Here is a 16855-nt window from a genome sequence, read left to right as displayed (position 1 = left end):
AATCGGATGCGCCCTTACCAAGAATAGCGCAGGCTGCCTACAAAGGTCCGCGATGCCCCGTAATAGCAGCCATTGTTGAAGAAGCAGCTGGTGATATGGCGCTTGTCGAACAGATTGGCGACATTGGCGGTCAGGCTCAGCCCCTCCATCGCCGGGCTGACCCGGCCCAGGTCATAGCCCAGCATCAGGTCGGCCAGCCAGTAATCGGGCGACTGGAAACGGCGGACGACGGTCTTCCCGGCCGCGACGGTGGTCGCCGTCCCGTCCGATTCCCCGACATAGCGCAGGCCCGCCCCGATGCTCAGCCCGCCCGGCGCGCCCGCGATACCCGCCTTGCCCAGATCATAGGACAGGAAGCTCGACGCGCTCCATTGCGGCACGCCCAGCGGCCGGGTGCCGGTGACGCCGCTCAGCTGGTCGCCGGTGCCGACCACGGGAGACCCCTGCGTCACGCGCGGATCGGTATAGGTCGCCGCCACCGTCACGTCGAAACCGGGGGCCAGCGTGCCGCGCCCGTCCAGCTCGATCCCGCGGATCGCGACCTCGCCGATCTGCACCTGCGAATTGGTCGGGATATTGCCGGTGCCCGCGTTCGGATCGGCGACCGGCACGTTGCGGCGACGCAGGTCGAAGGCCGACAGGGTGAACAGCGCGGTCGTGCCGCGTGGCTGGTATTTCAGCCCCGCCTCATATTGGCGGCCCGTGACGGGGGTGAAGTTCCGCCCGTCCCAGGTGCTGCCCGTCTGCGGCTCGAAACTCTCCGAATAGCTGACGAAGGGGGCCAGCCCGAACCGGGTCTCGTACAGCGCGCCCAGCCGGGTGGTGAAGGCGGTCTGGTTCAGGCGGGAGACCGCGTTGGTGTTCAGATTCTGCGTCGTCTGGTTGTAGCTGTCCCAGCGCCCGCTGGCGATCAATTGCAGCCCGCCGATCGCGATCTGATCCTGTAGATAGAGGCCGACCTGATCGCGCTTGGTGTAATTGTGCGTCTGGGTGAGCGGGAAGCTGGGCAGCGGCACGCCGTAGACGGGGGCGAACAGGCTGAGGTTCGGGATGTTGAACACCGGGTTCGCGTTCGTGCCGGTGTAGAAGGCCTGATAATTCTCGCCGCGATTATGCTGCCAGTCGAGGCCGCCCAGAATGGTGTGCCGAACCGGCCCGGTATCGAGCTTGCCGACCAGGTGATTGTCGACGGTGAAGGTCTGGAACGCCTCGTCCGACCCGCCGCCGCCGCGTTGCAGGGTGGAGAGGTCGCTGTTCGCATTGGCGCCGGTGCCGCGCGTCAGGAAGCCCGATCCATAGATCTGCCGGTAATGCAGCCCGATCGCCAGATAACGTGCGTTCGTCGTCCAGCTCAGCCGGTCGTTCAGGTCGTGGCGGAACAGGATCGTCGCCGATTTCTGAGTCCGGTCGAACGCCTCATAGGAGGGCTCCGACGTGTTGAAATCGACTGGCAGCACCCCGAACGGATTGGGCAGCGCAGAGCCATAGACGGGCACGCCGCTATACGACCCCGATTCGGGATCGCGCTGATAGTTGAGGATCAGCGTGACGCTGGTCGCCTTGTCGGGCGCGAAGGTCAGCATCGGCCGCGCATAGTAACGGCGATTGGCGGTGGATCGGATGAAGCCGTCCGATTCCTCGGCCCCCGCGATCATCCGGAACAGCCAGCGATTGTCGGCGTCGAGCGGCTGGTTCACGTCGATGCTGGAGCGCAGCAGCGCGTAATTGCCCGCCGCCAGCTCGATCCGGCCGCCCGCCCCGGCATAGGGCAGCTTGCTGGTCAGGTTGATCAGCCCGCCCGGCGTGCCCGAGCCATAGGTGACGCCCGCCGGGCCCTTCACCACATCGACCGATTCGACCAGATGGAAGTCGACCTGCGGAATGGCATAGACGCCGCCCAGCAGGCGCATCCCGTCCATGAACACGCCCGGCGAAAAGCCGCGCAGATAGAGCTGGTCGTAGCGGGTCGCGACATTGCCGCGCTGGTTGGGCGCGACCCCCGCGACATAGCCCAGCGCCTGGTTGATCGACAGCGCGTTGCGCCGGGTCAGTTCCCCCTGGTCGATGACCGTGATGCTCTGCGCCGTGGCGATCAGCGGAATGTCGGTCTTGGTGCCCGAGGCCGCGCTCTTCTTCTCGCGCTGTCCCTCGACCACGATCTCCTCGTTGCGCAGCCGCTGGGGATCGTCGTCCCCAGGAGTGGGCGCGGCGATGGCCGGTGTGGCCATGGCGGGCGTGGCGACGCCGACAAGGGCGCCCGTGGCGCAGGCCGCCAGCCATGCCGCACGAAATCCCCGCATGATATTTTCCTTAACCGCTATTGATAGTGACTCTCAAATGCTGCTAAAGCGATGACATCGAGATGACAAGGGGAAAGCGCGGGTGGCGTCACGCCAGGCCATGGACGGACAGGCTCCTTCGGGGTGGCGCGGTGGCGTCGCCATGGGCTGTCGCTGGCTGACCGCTGCGGTCGGCGGCTATGGATTCGCGGTGGCCGCCGCGATGCTGACCGCGCGCATCCTGCCGGTGTCGGACGCGCGGTCGCGGGTCGAGGCGACCGGATGGCCGATGATCCTGTCCTTCCTGGTCTATGCGGGCATCGGGCTGTGGGCGCTGCACGAGATAAGGCTGGCGCGCGTTGCCGCGGTGGTCTGGGGCGGCGCGCTGGTCATGGCGGCACTGCTCTGGTGGCTGGGGGTCCGCGCGTGAGCGAGGCGACGACCCCGGTGCAGCGCGGCTGGCGGCAGACCATGGCCTGGGCGCATGGCTGGCTGGGCCTGATCGCCGGGTGGATCCTGTTCACCATGTTCCTGACCGGGACCTCGGCCTATTTCCGCCCCGAAATCACCCAGTGGATGCAGCCGGAGATCCGCCCCGCCGTCGCGACCCCGGCACAGGCGGCGACCTCGGCGGTCCGCCATCTCGCGCGGGTCGGCGGCGACGACCTGCAATGGTATATCTATCTGCCCGACGCGCGGACGATCGCCACCCGCGTCTTCCGCATCCCCGCCAAGCCCGATCCCAAGGCGCGCGGGACCGAGCTGGACCTCGATCCGGTCAGCGGCGCGCCCCTGACCGCGCGCGAGACGCGCGGGGGCGAGCATTTCTATCGCTTCCACTTCCAGCTGCAATTGCCGTACCCCTGGGGCCGCTGGCTGGCGGGGCTGTGCGCGATGGCGATGCTGGGCGCGATCATCTCGGGCGTGATCACCCACAAGCGGATCTTCGCCGACTTCTTCACATTGCGCTGGAACAAGGGACAGCGCAGCTGGCTCGACGCGCACAACGTCACTGCCGTGCTCGGCCTGCCCTATCACGCGATGATCGCCTATACCGGGCTGATCACCCTGATCACCATGTACATGCCGTACCCGATCGTGATGAATTACGCCAAGCCCGCGCAGTTCGTCCAGACCGCCTATGGCCAGCCCGACGACGTGCCCGCCAGCGGCGTGCGCCGTCCGCTCGTGGCGATCGCGCCGCTGATCCAGGATGCCGAGCGCCGTCTGGGCGGCCCCGCCACCCGCGTCATCGTGACCAATCCGGGCGACGCCGCCGCGCGCGTGACGATCGCACAGGCCAAGCATGGCGCGATCAGTGCGCAGACCCCGATCGTCGTCTATGAGGGCGCGACCGGCCGGTTCCTCAGCCGGAGCGGCGCGCCCGCCTCGGCGATCCAGACGGCGGGCGTCCTGCTGGGCTTGCACCTGGCGCAATTCGCCGGGCCCGCGCTGCGCTGGGCCTATTTCGTGATGGGGCTGACCGGCGCGGCGATGGTCGGCACCGGGCTGCTGCTCTGGACCGCCAAGCGGCGCAAGCCGGGCGCGGCGCCCTTTTTCGGGCTCCGGCTGGCCGAGCGGCTGAACATCGCGGTCATTGCCGCCTTTCCGTGCGGCATGGCGGCCTATCTCCTCGCCAACCGGCTGATCCCGGCGGGGATGGCGGGCCGCGCCGATATGGAAGTGTCGGCGATGTTCTGGACCTGGGGCCTGCTCGCACTCGCCCAGCTTGGCCTGCCCGCGCGGCGCGCCTGGACGATCCTGTTCGGTGTCGCGGGTCTGTTCTGGACCGCGATCCCGGTCGTCAACGCGCTGACCGACACCCGCTGGCTGATCCCCTCGCTGCTCGACGGGGATCAGGTCTTCCTCGCCTTCGATCTCGCCTGTCTCGCCATCGGCGCCGGCTTCGCCGTCGCCGCGCGGGTCAGCGCGCGCCCCGCCGCCCGTACTCCCACACGGACCCGCCGCTTTTCGGAGCCTGCCCATGCTTGATACGATCGCCCTGTGCCTTGTCGGCTTCTGGTTGCTTGCCGCCGGTTCCCATCGCCATGCGCGCGACGCCGGGACGCTGCACGATGCCCGGCTTCGCACCGGATTGAAGCTGCTGGGCGCGACGGTGCTGCTGCTCGCCTTGTGGGGCAGCGGCACGGCGATCACGGGCGAGCGGATCGTGCGGCTGGCGGGGGCGGCCTCGATCGCGGGCGTCGCGCTCAACCTGATCCTGTCGGTGCGCGCGCATGCGGCCTTCGCCCCCTTGCGCGCGGTCAACCGGCTTGTGGGTCGAACACCGACCAGCCGGTCCGCTGCACCAGCCGTTCGAGCGCCAGCGTACCAAGCTGCGAATTCCCGCGCGCGTTGAGCCCCGGCGACCATACGGCGATCGAGGCCCGGCCGGGCACGATCGCCAATATGCCGCCCCCCACCCCCGACTTGCCCGGCAGGCCGACGCGAAAGGCGAACTCGCCCGATCCGTCATAATGGCCGCAGCTCATCATCAGCGCGTTGATCCGCCGCGCCCGTTGCGGTGACACCACCGAGCGCCCCGTCCCCGGATGGAGGCCCCGCGCCATCAGATAGCGCCCGGCGAGCGCCAGCTGCCGACAGCTCATGGCAAGCGCGCAGAAATGGAAATAGACGCCCAGCACCCGGTCGACCGGATGATGCAGGTTGCCGAAGGCGCGCATGTAATGCGCCAGCGCCTGGTTGCGGTGCCCCGTCTCCATCTCGGCCTGCGCCACGGCGGCGTCGATGACGATGTCGTCCTCTCCGGTCAGCGCGCGGACGAAGCGCAGCATCTCGCCGATCGCCTCGCGCGGTTCGTAACCGCCCAGCAGCACGTCGGCGACGACGATCGCGCCCGCATTGATGAACGGGTTGCGCGGGATGCCCTGTTCGGTTTCCAGCTGCACGATCGAGTTGAACGCGGTGCCCGACGGCTCACGCCCCACCCGCCGCCACAGCTGGTCGCCGACCGCGCCCAGCGCCAGGGTCAGCGCGAAGACCTTGGAGATGCTCTGGATCGAGAAGCTCTCCTCGGCATCACCCGCCAGATGGCATTGGCCGTCCGCCTCGACGATGGCGATGCCGAAACGGCGCGGATCGATGCCCGCCAGCGCGGGGATGTAATCGGCCGGTTTGCCCCGGTCGGGGGCCTCCGCCATCTCGGCGGCGATGTCGGCGACGATGGCGGACAGGTCCATGGCGCCGTCGTGCCGTGCGCGCGACACTTTGTCGAGCGCCGCGAACCCGTCATAAACCGCCGCTAGGGAGCCGTCGCTTCCTCCCCAAGCCCGACGACGGACCGACAGCAACGCCATGCGCGACAGGGACACGCCCCCGCCCGCCCCCGGATTCTGGACCCTTGCCGGGGTCGAGGCCTGGGAGCGATTCGCGATTCAGGGTGCCAAGTCGCTCCTTACCCTGTTCCTGCTGACCGACCTGCTGCGCCCCTGGGGGCCGCCGGTCCTCGGCCTGGCCGGGTTGCGCGCCGCGATCGAGGGGGTGACGGGGACGCGAGGCGACATCGCCTTCGCCTCGCAGCTTTACGGGCTGTACGGCGCGCTGACCTATCTGATCCTGCCGCTGGGCGGATGGCTGGCGGATCGCAGCGGGCGGCGGCGGGTCGCGATGTTCGTCGGCGCGGGGCTGATGGCGGCGGGGCTGGTCGCGCTGACGGGGCGGCCCTTCGCGCTGGTCGGGCTGGGCCTGCTGATCGGCGGGATCGGGCTGCTCAAGGGCAATCTGGCGGCGGAGGTCGGCGCGCTGCGCGGGTCGGCGGGAGGCGAGCGGCTGTTCGCGGCCTATCTGGCGTTCCTCAACGGCGGCGCGCTGCTCGGGCCGCTGCTGTGCGGCTGGCTGGCCGAGCGGTACGGGTTCGGCACCGCCTTCGCCGCGATGGCGGCGAGCATGGCGGTGGCGGTGCTACTGCTGCGCGCCGCCCCCCGCGTCACGGTCGCAGCGGCGGCGCGGGACGACGGAGCGGCCGTCGCGTGGCGGCAGGTGGTGCCCGCCATCGTCGCGGTCACCTTGTGCTTCTGCGCCTATGAGCAGCTGACCAATATCGTGCTGGTCTGGGCCGAGGCGCGGGTCGCGCTGTCGGTCGGCGGGTTCGCCGTGCCGCCCGGCTGGCTGGCGGCGGCGGACGGACTGTTCACCATCGCGCTGGCGCTGGGGGCGTATCGGCTCTGGCCCTGGCTCGCGCGGCGGCGGTGCGAGCCCGCTGCGGGGATCAAGCTGGCGCTGGGCGGCGTGGCGATCGCACTCGGCTATGGCCTGATCGCGCTGTTGTCGATGCGGGTCGGCGCGGTGGGGCTGGCGTGGCCGCTGGCGGCGATCCTGCTGCTCGGCATCGGCGTGGTGCTGTCCTGGCCCTCTGCGCTGGCGATCGTCACCGCCGCCGCGCCGCCCGGCCGGCGGGGGATGATGACCGGGCTGTTCTATCTCCACGGCTTCGTCGCGCATCTGGTCGTCGGGCAGCTGGGCACGCTCTATCCGGTGATGAGCGCGCCCCGTTTCTGGATGATCCATGTCGCGCTGGCGCTGGCGGGCGCGGTCGTCGCGCTCGCCATTCCGCGCGGTCAGGCGACGACGACCTCCACCGCCGCCAGCGCCTCGGCATAAGCGGGCGACAGCGGCACGTCGGTCACCAGCATGGCGACGCCGTCGAGCGCGGCGACCTGGACGGTGCCGTGGCGGTCGAACTTGCTGGCATCGGCCGCGATCACCGTGCGGCGCGCGCGGGCGATCATCATCCGGCACACCGCCGCCTCGCCCGCATGATAATCCGCAAAGCCATGGTCGAGATTGACCGATTCGACCGACAGGATCGCCAGCGAGGGCGTGAACATCGCCAGATAGTCGCGCGCCGTCGCGTCGAAACAGGCGCGATATTCATAATCCAGCTCACCCCCGGCCAGCAGCACCCGGTTGTCGTTGCGCCCGCCCAGCTCGGCGGCGACCCCCACCGCATTGGTGATGACGGTCAGCCGCTGGTGATCGCGCAGCGCGCGGGCGACATAATGGCCGGTGGTGCTGGCATCGATATACAGGGTCTGGCCGTCCGCGACGATCTGCGCCACCGCGGCCGCGATCCGCTGCTTGGCCTCGGCATGGCGTTGCAGGCGGGTGGCGAACGAGCCCTCCGTCTCCACCTTGGCCAGCCGCACCGCGCCGTGCGCGCGCACGACCGCGCCCGATGCCTCCAGCACGCGCAGTTCGCGCCGGATCGTCTCCTCGGACACCGACAGCGCCGCCGCCAGATCGCCGATGCCGCGGAAATTCCCCTCTCCGAGTAGCGCCACGATCTCGGTCTGGCGGCGCTGGCGTTTCATCATGGCTGTTCGGGCTCCTGCTATCGGGGTCATGCTAGACGGCGGGGCGTTTCGGTCAATCGGCCGTCGCATCCGGCCAGAAACGCCACAGGCCGCACACAAAGACGCCGATGGCTTTGCGGGCCATCGGCGTGAGGTGCGCTCCGATACCCGCGGGGGGCGCGTATCGGATCGGGGAGAAGGATCGGGTCAGAAGGCGTAGGTCAGGTTCAGCATGTAGATGCGCCCCGTCTCGACATAGCCGCCCTTGCGGTCGTTCGAGAGATAGGCCTTCCGCTCGCTGGTCGTCGCCCAGTAGCTGTGCTCGTTGAACAGGTTCTGCACCGACATGCCGACCGTCAGGCCCGAGGGCAGGACATAGTTGACGATCAGGTTGGAGATCGTCGTCGGCTGGATATAGGTGTCCGGGCGGCTGGAGCGCAGATCGTACAGGCGGTCGCCGGTGTAGTTGTAGTTCCACTCCGCCGACAGGCCGCCATGGCTGTAGAACAGCGCGGCGTTGTACATGATCTTGGGCGCCTGGGTCATGCGCTGGTCGCGCATCTGGCCGTTGACGAAGACGCGCGCATTGGCGCGCTGCACCGTGACATTGGCCTGGAGGCCCAGCCCGTCGAGCAGCCCCGGCAGCCCCTTCAGCGCATAGCGGCCGAACAGTTCGACACCATAGATCTTGCCGGTGGCGTTGGTGGTCAGGCTCGACACCTCGACCCCGCCCTGCTGTTCCGACTGCGGGTTGCCCCAGATGTTATAGTCGCCGGTCGCGTTGGTGGTGCCGGTCGCGAACAGGACGTGGTTGAGCTGCTTGTAGAAGGGGCTGATCGAGAAGAAGTCGGTGCCCTGCCCCTTATATTCGACCGAGGCGTCGTAGTTCCACGAGGTCTGGGCATTCAGATTGGGGTTGGGGATGAACACCCCCGTCACCTCGCCCAGATCGTTGCGGGTCACCTGCGTCGGCCCGAGCAGCAGGTCGAAGGCAGGCCGCGAATAGCTCTTCCGGATCGAGGCGCGGACGACCATGTCGTCGTTCGGCCGGTAATTGGCGATGACGCTGGGCAGCCACATGTCATAATTGCGGCTGGAGGTCGCGAACTTGCCGGTGTCGTTGCCCTGGTCCTGCCAATAGGTGCCCTTGAACCGGTTATATTCGTAGCGCAGGCCCGGCACGACCTGAAGGTCGCCGAACTGCATCGTCGCCATGGCATAGCCGCTCAGCCGGTTCTCGCGACCGTCGAGGCGGTTTTCCTTCAGCTTGACCGGATCGAGATTGGCGAGCTTGGGCGTCGAGAGCTGGCGGACCTGATCCTCGATATAGCCGGTGTCGATCAGGAAGATCGGCACCTGCGCGGCATTGTTCATGAACCCGCCGAGCATCCGGCCGGGCAGCGAGGTCAGCGCGGGGCCGGTCGCGGCGTAACGCGGCGAATTGCTGCCGTCCGCATTGGGGAAGGTATATTGCAGCGCGCCGTCATCGCCCAGCGCATTGGCGTAACGCTTGGCATCCTCGACCTTGGCACCCGCCGAGATGGACACCAGACCCTGGTCGGCATGATGCCAGGTCGTGTCGAACTGCCCCTCCAGGCGGCGTTCCCAGGTGTTCTCGAACTGCTGGGTGACATACCATTGCTTCAGCTTGGTCAGGTCGCTCAGATAGGCGCGCGCCGCGTCGGTCAGCACGACCTGCGGAAAGTTACGCTGGCCGATCGAGGTGACCATGCGGTAATTGGCGACGCCCGTATTGTCGGCGGTGCCGATATAGGGACGGCCCGCAAAGCCCGACTGGATGCGCAGCGGGTAATCCTGCGACCCGCGCGAATAGGCGCCGTGATAGTCGAAGGTGAAGTCGCCCGAGCGGGTCTGGCCGCCCAGCTTGGTCGTCACCAGTTCCTGGTTGCTGTGCTCGGTGCGGAAATAATGCGTCGCGGTCAGGCCGTAATCGGCGCGATAGCCTGCGGCGTCGTACGAGCCCTTGTTGGGGTTCGGGTTGATCTGGTCGGGGGCCAGGCTGGTCTGGCGCAGCGCGGTCTGGTCCATCCAGCTCTTGAGATTGTACCGGCCATAGGTCGAGTGCAGGTACAAGTCGGTGCTCTCGCCCTTCCAGTCGAGGTTCAGCGTCCCGCCCATCCGCTCGATGCGGTTGCGGAACGACTGCCACTGGACACCGCGTGCGAACAGATTGTCCAGATTGTCGCGGATCATGCCGGGGATGTTGTTGTTATACTTCTCCCAGTCGTGTTGGACCGCGGTCGACTCGCCCAGCACATGCTTCAGCCCGTAATAGGCCGAGGCATAGATGCCGAAATTGCCGAAGCGCTGCGCGGTCTCGACCTGCGCGACGCCGCCCCAGGGGTCCTCGCCGCGCGCGACGGCACGGCCCGCCACCTGGCCCTGCAGGCGGATCTGGCTGCGATGGTTGGGCAGGTCGAAGGCGGTGATCGGCACCATGTCGATGATGCCCGCGATCGCGTCGCCATCATATTTGGCGGTCGGCGCCTTGTCGACGCGCACCGTCTGGAGCGAGAAGGGCGACAGCAGGTTCATCGAGATGGCGCGGGTGCGCGCATCGGTCTGCGCCAGCCGCACGCCGTCGAGCGAATAGGCGTTGTACGAGGTGTCGAGACCGCGGATCGAGACATATTGCGCCTCGCCGGTCGCCGCCGCGTTGCGCGACTGGTCCACCGACGAGCTGATCCCCGGCAGGCGGGTCAGCAGGTCGGCCAGATTCTGCTGCGGCTGAAGGCGCAGTTCCTCGCCCGAGACGACGGTGGCCAGCGACTGGCTGCGCAGCTGTTCGTCCTGCGCGTCGACCACCGCCTGGCGATGACCCTTGACGACCACATCCTCGCCGACCTGCGGATCGGTGTCGGTGACGGTCGGCGCATTGGCCGTGGCGATCGGATCGGTCGGATCGGCGGCCAGCGCCGGCGTGGCCAGCATCAGCGTGGCGGCGGTGCCGCACAATAGGCGCACGACATGCGCCCGCTTGAACGAAGCGGTCATGGTTTTCCCCCTGGGACATCGTGATGGCGACGCCCCCCGGGCGCCTTCGACGGCCCCGCTAGAGACGGGCTGTGACAGTCCGATGACTTATTGACCGAATTTTGATGAATTTGAAAAAATGACCGCGGGATAGTCGCTTCGGCACGATCCGCCCGGTCAATGTCACAGTCCTGACCCGGAAACGGTTCAAAGCTCCAACATGACTCCTATCTCCGCCACCCTTCGCCGCCACCTGCGATCCGCGCTTTTCCTGATCACCGCCTCCGCACTGGCCGCGCCGGTCGCGGCGCAGGCGCCGGGCACCAGGGGCCTGACCCTGGACCGGGTGGTCCTGCTGATGCGCCACGGCGTCCGCGCGCCGCTGGACGGGGAAGTGCCGCACGGCACCCGCACCGCCAGCCCCTGGCCACATTGGACGACGCCCGAAAGCCAGCTGACCCCGCGCGGGGCCGAGGCGCTGGCGACCGAGGCGCGCGCCGACCGCGCCGACTGGGCGGCACGCGGCCTGCTCCCCGCCAAAGGATGCCCGGCATCCGACAGCATCCGCATCTGGACCAACAGTTCGCCGCGCACCATCGCCAGCGGACGGGCCTATGCCCAGGGCCTCGCCCCCGGCTGTACGCTGACCATCGGCCATCGCCCCGTGGGCGAGGCCGATCCGCTGTTCGAGCCGCTGCGCGCCCGTGCCACCCGCTTCGACGCGACGGCGGCGGTGGCGGACATCGGCCGCTTCACCGGCGGCATGGACGCGCTGGCCGCGCGGCATCGCGACGCGTTGCGCCTGCTCGATTCGGTGCTGGGCTGCGGCGATCCCAAGGGATGCGATCCGGCGGGCGCGCCGCGCCTGACGCCCTCGGCCGATGGCAAGGGCATCGACCTGTCGGGTCCGATCCGCACCGCCTCGGGCACCGCGCAGGTGCTGCTGCTGCAATATGCCGAGGGGCTGTCGCCCTCGGTCGGCGGCGTGCCGGTCGATGGCGCGGTGCTGGCCCGGCTGGGTGCGGTCCATGCCGCGCTGTTCGACGTCTATTCGCGCTCGCCCTATATGGCGGCGCACCAGTCGGCCGCGTTCGGCCGCCACATGATCGACGCGCTGACCGCCCGCGACGGGCGCAAGGTCGACATGCTGGTCGGGCACGACACCAACGTCACCGCGCTGGCCGGGCTGCTCGGCTTCGACCTCGTCGCGCCGGGCTATGCGACCAACGATGCCGCGCCGGGCGGGGCGGTGATGATCGAGCGCTGGCATGATCGCCGGGGTCGGCGCTTCGTCACCCTGTCCTATCGCACCCAGTCGCCCGATCGCCTGCGCCGCCAGTCGGCAGACGTGACCGTCACGCCCATCCGCGTGCCCGGCTGTCCCGCCGCCGCGCCCTGCCCGCTCGACCGCTTCGTCGCGCTGTTCGGCCGCCGTCTGGCGCCGCTGGCCCGGTAAGCCCGGCCGGGTGTCGTAATCCGGGACGAAACGGATGGCGGATTAAAGGCTTCGCTTACCCTTTGGGGTCTATAGCGGCGATCATGTCGCCCCCCGATTCCGTCCCGTCCCACGGATCGCCGAGCCCCGGCCTGATGCCGGTGGTCCGCGGCTGTCGTCCGCACCTGATCGCGGCGGCGGGGTTTTCGGGGATGATCAACCTCCTCAACCTCGCGCCGTCGATCTTCATGCTCCAGGTCTATGACCGGGTGGTGCCGACGCGCGGCGTGCCGACGCTGCTGCTGCTGACGCTGATCCTGACGATCGCGCTGGGCGTCTATGCGATTCTGGACGCGGTGCGGATGCGGCTGCTGCTGCGCGCCAGCATCCGGCTGGAGCGGCGGCTGGCGCCCGCCATCCTGCTGCGCATCCTGGGGTCGCCAAGCGGCACCGTGATGGAGCGCGCGCAGGCGATGCGCGATTTCGACACGGTTCGCTCCACCCTGACCGGCGCGCCCGTCATCGCGCTGTTCGACGCACCCTGGGCCCCGATCTACATCCTGATCGCCTTTCTGCTGCACCCATGGATCGGCGTGCTGACCCTGGTCAGCGCGCTGTTGCTGGGCGCGATCGCCATTGCCAGCGAGCGGATGACCGAATCCAGCGTCGTCGCGCTGCGCGGCCGCACCGCGCTGGCGCAGCGCGAGCAGGACGCCTCGATCCTCGCCTCCGACGTGGCGCAGGCTCTGGGGATGCGAGACGCGCTCGTCACCCGCCACCTGCTGGAACGCGCCGATCTGGCGCGGCGGCAGGCATCGCTTTCGCGCCGGTCGGGGCAGTTCCTGGCGGTCACCAAATTCCTGCGCCAGCTGCTGCAATCGCTGGCGCTGGCGCTGGGCGCCTGGCTGGCGGTGAAGCAGGAGATTTCGGGCGGCGCGATCTTCGCCGCCTCGCTGCTGCTGGGCCGCGCGCTCCAGCCGGTCGAGCAGATCCTCGGCGCGATCAAGCCGCTGACCGCCGCGCGCGAGGCGTGGCGCTCGCTCGACGGTTTCTGCCGCCGCCCCGGCCCCGAGCGCACGACCACCACCCTGCCCGCCCCCATCGGCCGGATCGAGGTGCGCGGGCTGGAGGTGCGGGCCCCCGGCGGCGACCGCGCCATCCTGTCGGACATCAGCTTTGCGGTGAATCCCGGCGAGGTCGTCGCACTGGTCGGCCCCAGCGGCGCGGGCAAGTCGACGCTGCTGCGCGTGCTGGCGGGCGCGCAGGCGCCCGATGGCGGCGAGGTGCGGATCGACGGCGCGTCGCTGGCCGACTGGAACCGCGAGCAGCTGGGCCGCCATCTCGGCTTCATGCCGCAGGCGCCGACGCTGTTCCCCGCCTCCGTCCATACCAATATCGCGCGCTTCCGCGGCGTCCTCGACGGCGAGAGCGAGGCGCTGGACGCCGAGGTCGTCGCCGCCGCGCAGGAGGCGGGCGCGCATGACGTGATCCTGGGCCTGCCGCACGGCTATGCCACGATGCTGGAGCGCGGCGAGGCGGGGCTGTCCGCCGGACAGGGCCAGGCGGTGGCGCTGGCCCGCGCGCTGTTCGGGCGGCCGACCCTGTTGTTCCTCGACGAACCCAATGCGCATCTCGACAGCGAGGGCGAGGCGCGGCTGGCGCGCTGCATCCTGTCCTTGCGCGAACGCAAGGCGACGGTGATCGTCTCGACCCATCGCACCGGCCTGCTCCAGATCGTCGACAAGGTGCTGCTGCTGCGCGACGGCAAGGTGCAGCTGTTCGACGACCGCGCCAAGGTGATCCGGTCGCAGGCGCCGGGCCGCCCCGACGAAGGCTTCGTCCATGCCGGGGGCGGCCGATGACCCCCGCCCGCGCCCAGCTGGCCGAGCGGCTGCACCTCGACGATTCGCCGCGCGCCGCGATCCGGCTGGGCAGCATCATTGCCTTCCTGTTCTTCGTCGTCGGCCTGGGCTGGGCGGCGGTCGCGCGGCTCGACGCGGCGGCGGCGGGCGAAGGCCAGGTCACGGTGTCGGGCAATCGCCGCACCGTCCAGCACCGCGACGGCGGTATCGTCAAGGCGATGGCAGTCCGCGACGGCCAGCATGTGACGGCGGGCCAGATCCTGTTCCGGCTGGAGGGGGCAGAGGTCGCCGCCAGCGAACGTGCGCTCGCCGCCAGCGTCATCGATCTCCAGGCGCAAAAGGCGCGGCTCGAGGCGGAGATTGCGGGCCGCGCCGTCGTCTGGCCCACCGACTTCGCCACGGCATCGGCCGAGGACCGCCCGCTGATCGCGCGCGCCGAAGCGCTGCAACTGGCGCAGCTGCGCAGCCGCAACGCCGCGCTCGCTGCCAGCGACCAGGTGCTGCGCCAGCAGGCCGCCGAGGTCGGTCGCCAGACATCGGGCTATAACGCCCAGGCCCAGGCCACCGCCCGCCAGCGCGAGAGCCTGGCCCAGCAGCTGGAGAGCACGAGGCGGCTGGCCGATGAGGGCTATGTCTCGCGCAACACGGTCCGCTCGATCGAACGCTCGATGCAGCAGCTGGAGGGGGCCGATGCCGATTACAGCTCGCGCTCCGCCGCCGCGCGCGAACAGATCGGCCAGACCCGCGCGCAGATGGTCCAGACCCGCCGCCGCCAGGTCGAGGACGCCGCCGCCGCCCTTCGCGACACCCAGTTCCAACTGAACGAGATGCAGCCCAAATGGGCCTCGGCCCGCGAGCAGCTGGCGCGTACCGAGATCCGCGCGCCGGTCTCGGGTCGGGTCGTCGGCCTGCGCGTCTTTACCGTGGGCGGGGTGATCCAGGCGGGGCAGCCGATCCTCGACATCGTACCCGATGCCGCACCGCTGATCGTGCGCGCCAATTTCGCGCCCGGCGACATCGACGGCGTCGTCGCAGGGCGGCCCGCCGAGGTGAAGTTCCTGTCGCTCCACGACCGGGGGCTGCCGATCCTGACCGGCACGGTCCATTCGGTGTCGGCCGACGCGCTGCGCGACGAAGCCTCGGGCCGCAGTTATTTCTCCGCCGAGGTCGCGGTGCCGCGCGACCAGATCGCCCGCATCGCGGCGGTGCGAGGCGGCGATACCGGCATCCGGGCGGGCGTGCCGGTCGCGGTCACCGTGCCGCTGCGCAAGCGGACCGCGCTGCAATATCTCCTCGATCCGCTGACCGAGGCCTTTGCGAAGTCCTTCCATGAACGCTGACGCGCTGCGCCGCCTCGCCTGCCTGCCGCTTATGCTGGCCGCCGCCCCGGCCGCCGCGCAGGAGCTGTACGATCCCGACACGCTCGACCGTGCCATCGCCGATGCCTATCGCACCAATCCCACGCTGGAGGCGGGGCGGGCGCAGCTGCGCGCGCACGACGAACAGATCATCCAGGCGAGCTCGCCTTACCGGTTGAGCGTCGGGGTGAACGTCAATTTCCAATATCGCCAGCAGGACCAGCGCAACCTGCTCGACCAGTTCGGGACGGTGCGGTCGCGGACCATGGGGGCGACCATCTCCGCCTCGCAAATCCTGCTCAATGGCGGGCGGACCGCTGCGCAGGTGTCCGCCGCCGAGGCGACCGTGCTGGCGGGGCGCGAGCGGCTGCGCGAGACCGAGAACGAGATATTGCTCGCGGTGGTCGACGCCTATGCCTCGGTCCTGCGCGACCAGGCGCTGGTGGCGATCCAGACCCGCTCGCTCGACAGCTATGGCCGACAGGTGGACCAGGCGGTCGCGCGCGAACGCGGCGGCGACCTGACCCGCACCGACATCGCGCAGGCGCGCGCCCAGCGCGAGATCATCCGCGCGCAGCTGGCCCAGGCCGAGGCCAATCTGCAATCCAGCCGCGCGCGCTTCGCCGCGCTGGTCGGTCGCAATCCCGGCCGCCTCGCCCCGCCGCCGCGCCTGCCGGGCAGCCCCGCCTCGCTCGACGCCGCGTTCCAGATCGCCGAAAAGGAAAGCCCCGCCATCTGGCAGGCGATCATGGCCGCACGCGCGGGCGACGCCCGGATCGCCGCGCAGCGCGCCGAGCGCGCACCGATCGTCGCGCTGACCGGCGGCTATGGCTATGCCAGTCCCTATTCCTATCAGATCCGCGACCTGGGCGGACAGGCGACCGGGGGCGTCAGCGTCACCATGCCGCTGCTCGCGGGCGGGCTGATCGGATCGCGCATCCGCGCCGCCGTCGCCGAGCGCCAGCAACTGGGCTTCGAGGCGGAAAGTACCCGGCGACAGGCGCTCGCCAATGTCCAGGACAGCTGGAACCAGTCGGTCGCGGCGCAGACCCAACAGGATTCGGGCCAGCTGGCCACCCAGGCGGCCGAGGCCGCGCTGACCGGCGTGCGGCGCGGGTTCCAGGAAGGCTTCCGGTCCAATTTCGAGGTGCTCGATTCGGAACAGCGGCTGCTCAACGCCCAGATCGTCGAGACCAATGCGCGCTATTCGGGCTATGTCGCGCAGGCGCGGCTGTTGGCGACGCTGGGCCGGTTGCAGGCGGGGGTGATCGAGGCCGGGGTGCCGAGCTATGACGCCTCGGCCCATATCCGGCAGGTAAAAAAGCAGGTCTTCGGCCCCTTCGACCCGATCCTCGCCCCGATCGACCGCGCCGCGCGCCCTTCGGCGGCGGCAAAGCCCGCACCCGTGCTGGCCGCCGCGACCGATCCGGTGCTCCACCCCGCCACGGCCATGCCCCCGGCGGGACTGGGCCAGTCGCTGCCGGTTACGCCGATGCCGGTGCTTCCGGCGCCCTCCTTCGGCGACCTCAGCGACACGGTGGTAACCGGCGGGGCACGCTAGGACCGAGCCCATGTCGCTATTCCTCCCCTGCAAGGGGAGGTGGCAGGCCGAAGG

The 16855-nt window shown here is 69.5% G+C and carries 12 protein-coding genes; 8 read left to right on the top strand and 4 right to left on the bottom strand.

Annotation, left to right across the window (positions count from 1 at the left end; genetic code table 11):
* Window positions 1-14 precede the first annotated feature (14 nt).
* Window positions 15-2300: a TonB-dependent siderophore receptor gene (locus tag QE360_RS08195; RefSeq protein WP_309700687.1), complete on the bottom strand. Its 2286-nt coding sequence runs from the start codon at window positions 2298-2300 to the stop codon at window positions 15-17.
* An 82-nt stretch (window positions 2301-2382) separates the two neighbouring features.
* Here QE360_RS08195 and QE360_RS08190 point away from each other — a divergent pair, with 82 nt between their 5' ends.
* From QE360_RS08190 to QE360_RS08180, 3 genes are read left to right on the top strand one after another with little or no spacing between them, the layout of a single operon-like run.
* Window positions 2383-2709, top strand: coding sequence for a hypothetical protein (locus QE360_RS08190; protein WP_309700685.1), 327 nt, complete (start codon window positions 2383-2385; stop codon window positions 2707-2709).
* Entirely contained in the window at window positions 2706-4271 is a 1566-nt protein-coding gene (locus QE360_RS08185) for a PepSY-associated TM helix domain-containing protein (RefSeq protein ID WP_309700683.1), read from the top strand. Before QE360_RS08190 ends, QE360_RS08185 begins: the two co-directional genes overlap by 4 nt.
* Complete coding sequence (locus tag QE360_RS08180) at window positions 4264-4638, top strand: hypothetical protein (protein ID WP_307101038.1); 375 nt, start codon at window positions 4264-4266, stop codon at window positions 4636-4638. The genes QE360_RS08185 and QE360_RS08180 overlap by 8 nt, the downstream gene beginning before the upstream one ends.
* On the opposite strand, the gene QE360_RS08175 is transcribed toward QE360_RS08180, so the two are convergent.
* Entirely contained in the window at window positions 4544-5479 is a 936-nt protein-coding gene (locus tag QE360_RS08175) for a glutaminase (protein ID WP_307101040.1), read from the bottom strand. The two genes, QE360_RS08180 and QE360_RS08175, sit on opposite strands and share 95 nt — an antisense overlap.
* Window positions 5480-5594: 115 nt before the next feature.
* Between QE360_RS08175 and QE360_RS08170 the strand changes: the two genes are divergently transcribed.
* Window positions 5595-6899, top strand: coding sequence for an MFS transporter (locus QE360_RS08170; protein WP_309700680.1), 1305 nt, complete (start codon window positions 5595-5597; stop codon window positions 6897-6899).
* On the opposite strand, the gene QE360_RS08165 is transcribed toward QE360_RS08170, so the two are convergent.
* Both QE360_RS08165 and QE360_RS08160 read right to left on the bottom strand, forming a co-directional pair.
* The gene (locus QE360_RS08165) at window positions 6857-7612 is read right to left on the bottom strand and encodes a DeoR/GlpR family DNA-binding transcription regulator (RefSeq protein WP_309700678.1); all 756 of its coding nucleotides are present in this window, start codon (window positions 7610-7612) and stop codon (window positions 6857-6859) included. The genes QE360_RS08170 and QE360_RS08165 overlap by 43 nt on opposite strands.
* Before the next feature lie 186 nt (window positions 7613-7798).
* Window positions 7799-10606, bottom strand: a complete 2808-nt coding sequence (locus tag QE360_RS08160; protein ID WP_309700676.1) for a TonB-dependent receptor — start codon at window positions 10604-10606, stop codon at window positions 7799-7801.
* A gap of 199 nt (window positions 10607-10805) precedes the next feature.
* On the opposite strand from QE360_RS08160, the gene QE360_RS08155 reads away from it, so the two are divergent.
* From QE360_RS08155 to QE360_RS08140, 4 genes are all read left to right on the top strand, one after another.
* Window positions 10806-12041, top strand: a complete 1236-nt coding sequence (locus tag QE360_RS08155; RefSeq protein WP_309700673.1) for a histidine-type phosphatase — start codon at window positions 10806-10808, stop codon at window positions 12039-12041.
* Between the two features lie 83 nt (window positions 12042-12124).
* Window positions 12125-13882, top strand: a complete 1758-nt coding sequence (locus QE360_RS08150) for a type I secretion system permease/ATPase (RefSeq protein WP_309700671.1) — start codon at window positions 12125-12127, stop codon at window positions 13880-13882.
* On the top strand, window positions 13879-15222 hold the full coding sequence (locus tag QE360_RS08145; protein ID WP_309700669.1) for an HlyD family type I secretion periplasmic adaptor subunit: 1344 nt from the start codon (window positions 13879-13881) through the stop codon (window positions 15220-15222). The genes QE360_RS08150 and QE360_RS08145 overlap by 4 nt, the downstream gene beginning before the upstream one ends.
* The gene (locus QE360_RS08140) at window positions 15212-16801 is read left to right on the top strand and encodes a TolC family outer membrane protein (protein ID WP_309700667.1); all 1590 of its coding nucleotides are present in this window, start codon (window positions 15212-15214) and stop codon (window positions 16799-16801) included. The genes QE360_RS08145 and QE360_RS08140 overlap by 11 nt, the downstream gene beginning before the upstream one ends.
* Window positions 16802-16855: the final 54 nt, after the last annotated feature.

It is taken from the genome of Sphingomonas sp. SORGH_AS_0789, assembly GCF_031453055.1.
Taxonomy (GTDB): Bacteria; Pseudomonadota; Alphaproteobacteria; order Sphingomonadales; family Sphingomonadaceae; genus Sphingomonas.
The sequence above is the reverse complement of the archived record's forward strand: the minus strand, read 5'-3'. Positions and strand labels throughout refer to the sequence as shown.

What these genes read in the sequence shown, in the direction of transcription:
- QE360_RS08195 (WP_309700687.1), bottom strand. Translation starts at nt 2,300, where the DNA reads ATGCGGGGATTTCGTGCGGCATGGCTGGCGGCCTGCGCCACGGGCGCC.
- QE360_RS08180 (WP_307101038.1), top strand. Translation starts at nt 4,264, where the DNA reads ATGCTTGATACGATCGCCCTGTGCCTTGTCGGCTTCTGGTTGCTTGCC.
- QE360_RS08175 (WP_307101040.1), bottom strand. Translation starts at nt 5,479, where the DNA reads ATGGACCTGTCCGCCATCGTCGCCGACATCGCCGCCGAGATGGCGGAG.
- QE360_RS08170 (WP_309700680.1), top strand. Translation starts at nt 5,595, where the DNA reads ATGCGCGACAGGGACACGCCCCCGCCCGCCCCCGGATTCTGGACCCTT.
- QE360_RS08165 (WP_309700678.1), bottom strand. Translation starts at nt 7,612, where the DNA reads ATGATGAAACGCCAGCGCCGCCAGACCGAGATCGTGGCGCTACTCGGA.
- QE360_RS08160 (WP_309700676.1), bottom strand. Translation starts at nt 10,606, where the DNA reads ATGACCGCTTCGTTCAAGCGGGCGCATGTCGTGCGCCTATTGTGCGGC.
- QE360_RS08155 (WP_309700673.1), top strand. Translation starts at nt 10,806, where the DNA reads ATGACTCCTATCTCCGCCACCCTTCGCCGCCACCTGCGATCCGCGCTT.
- QE360_RS08150 (WP_309700671.1), top strand. Translation starts at nt 12,125, where the DNA reads ATGTCGCCCCCCGATTCCGTCCCGTCCCACGGATCGCCGAGCCCCGGC.
- QE360_RS08145 (WP_309700669.1), top strand. Translation starts at nt 13,879, where the DNA reads ATGACCCCCGCCCGCGCCCAGCTGGCCGAGCGGCTGCACCTCGACGAT.
- QE360_RS08140 (WP_309700667.1), top strand. Translation starts at nt 15,212, where the DNA reads ATGAACGCTGACGCGCTGCGCCGCCTCGCCTGCCTGCCGCTTATGCTG.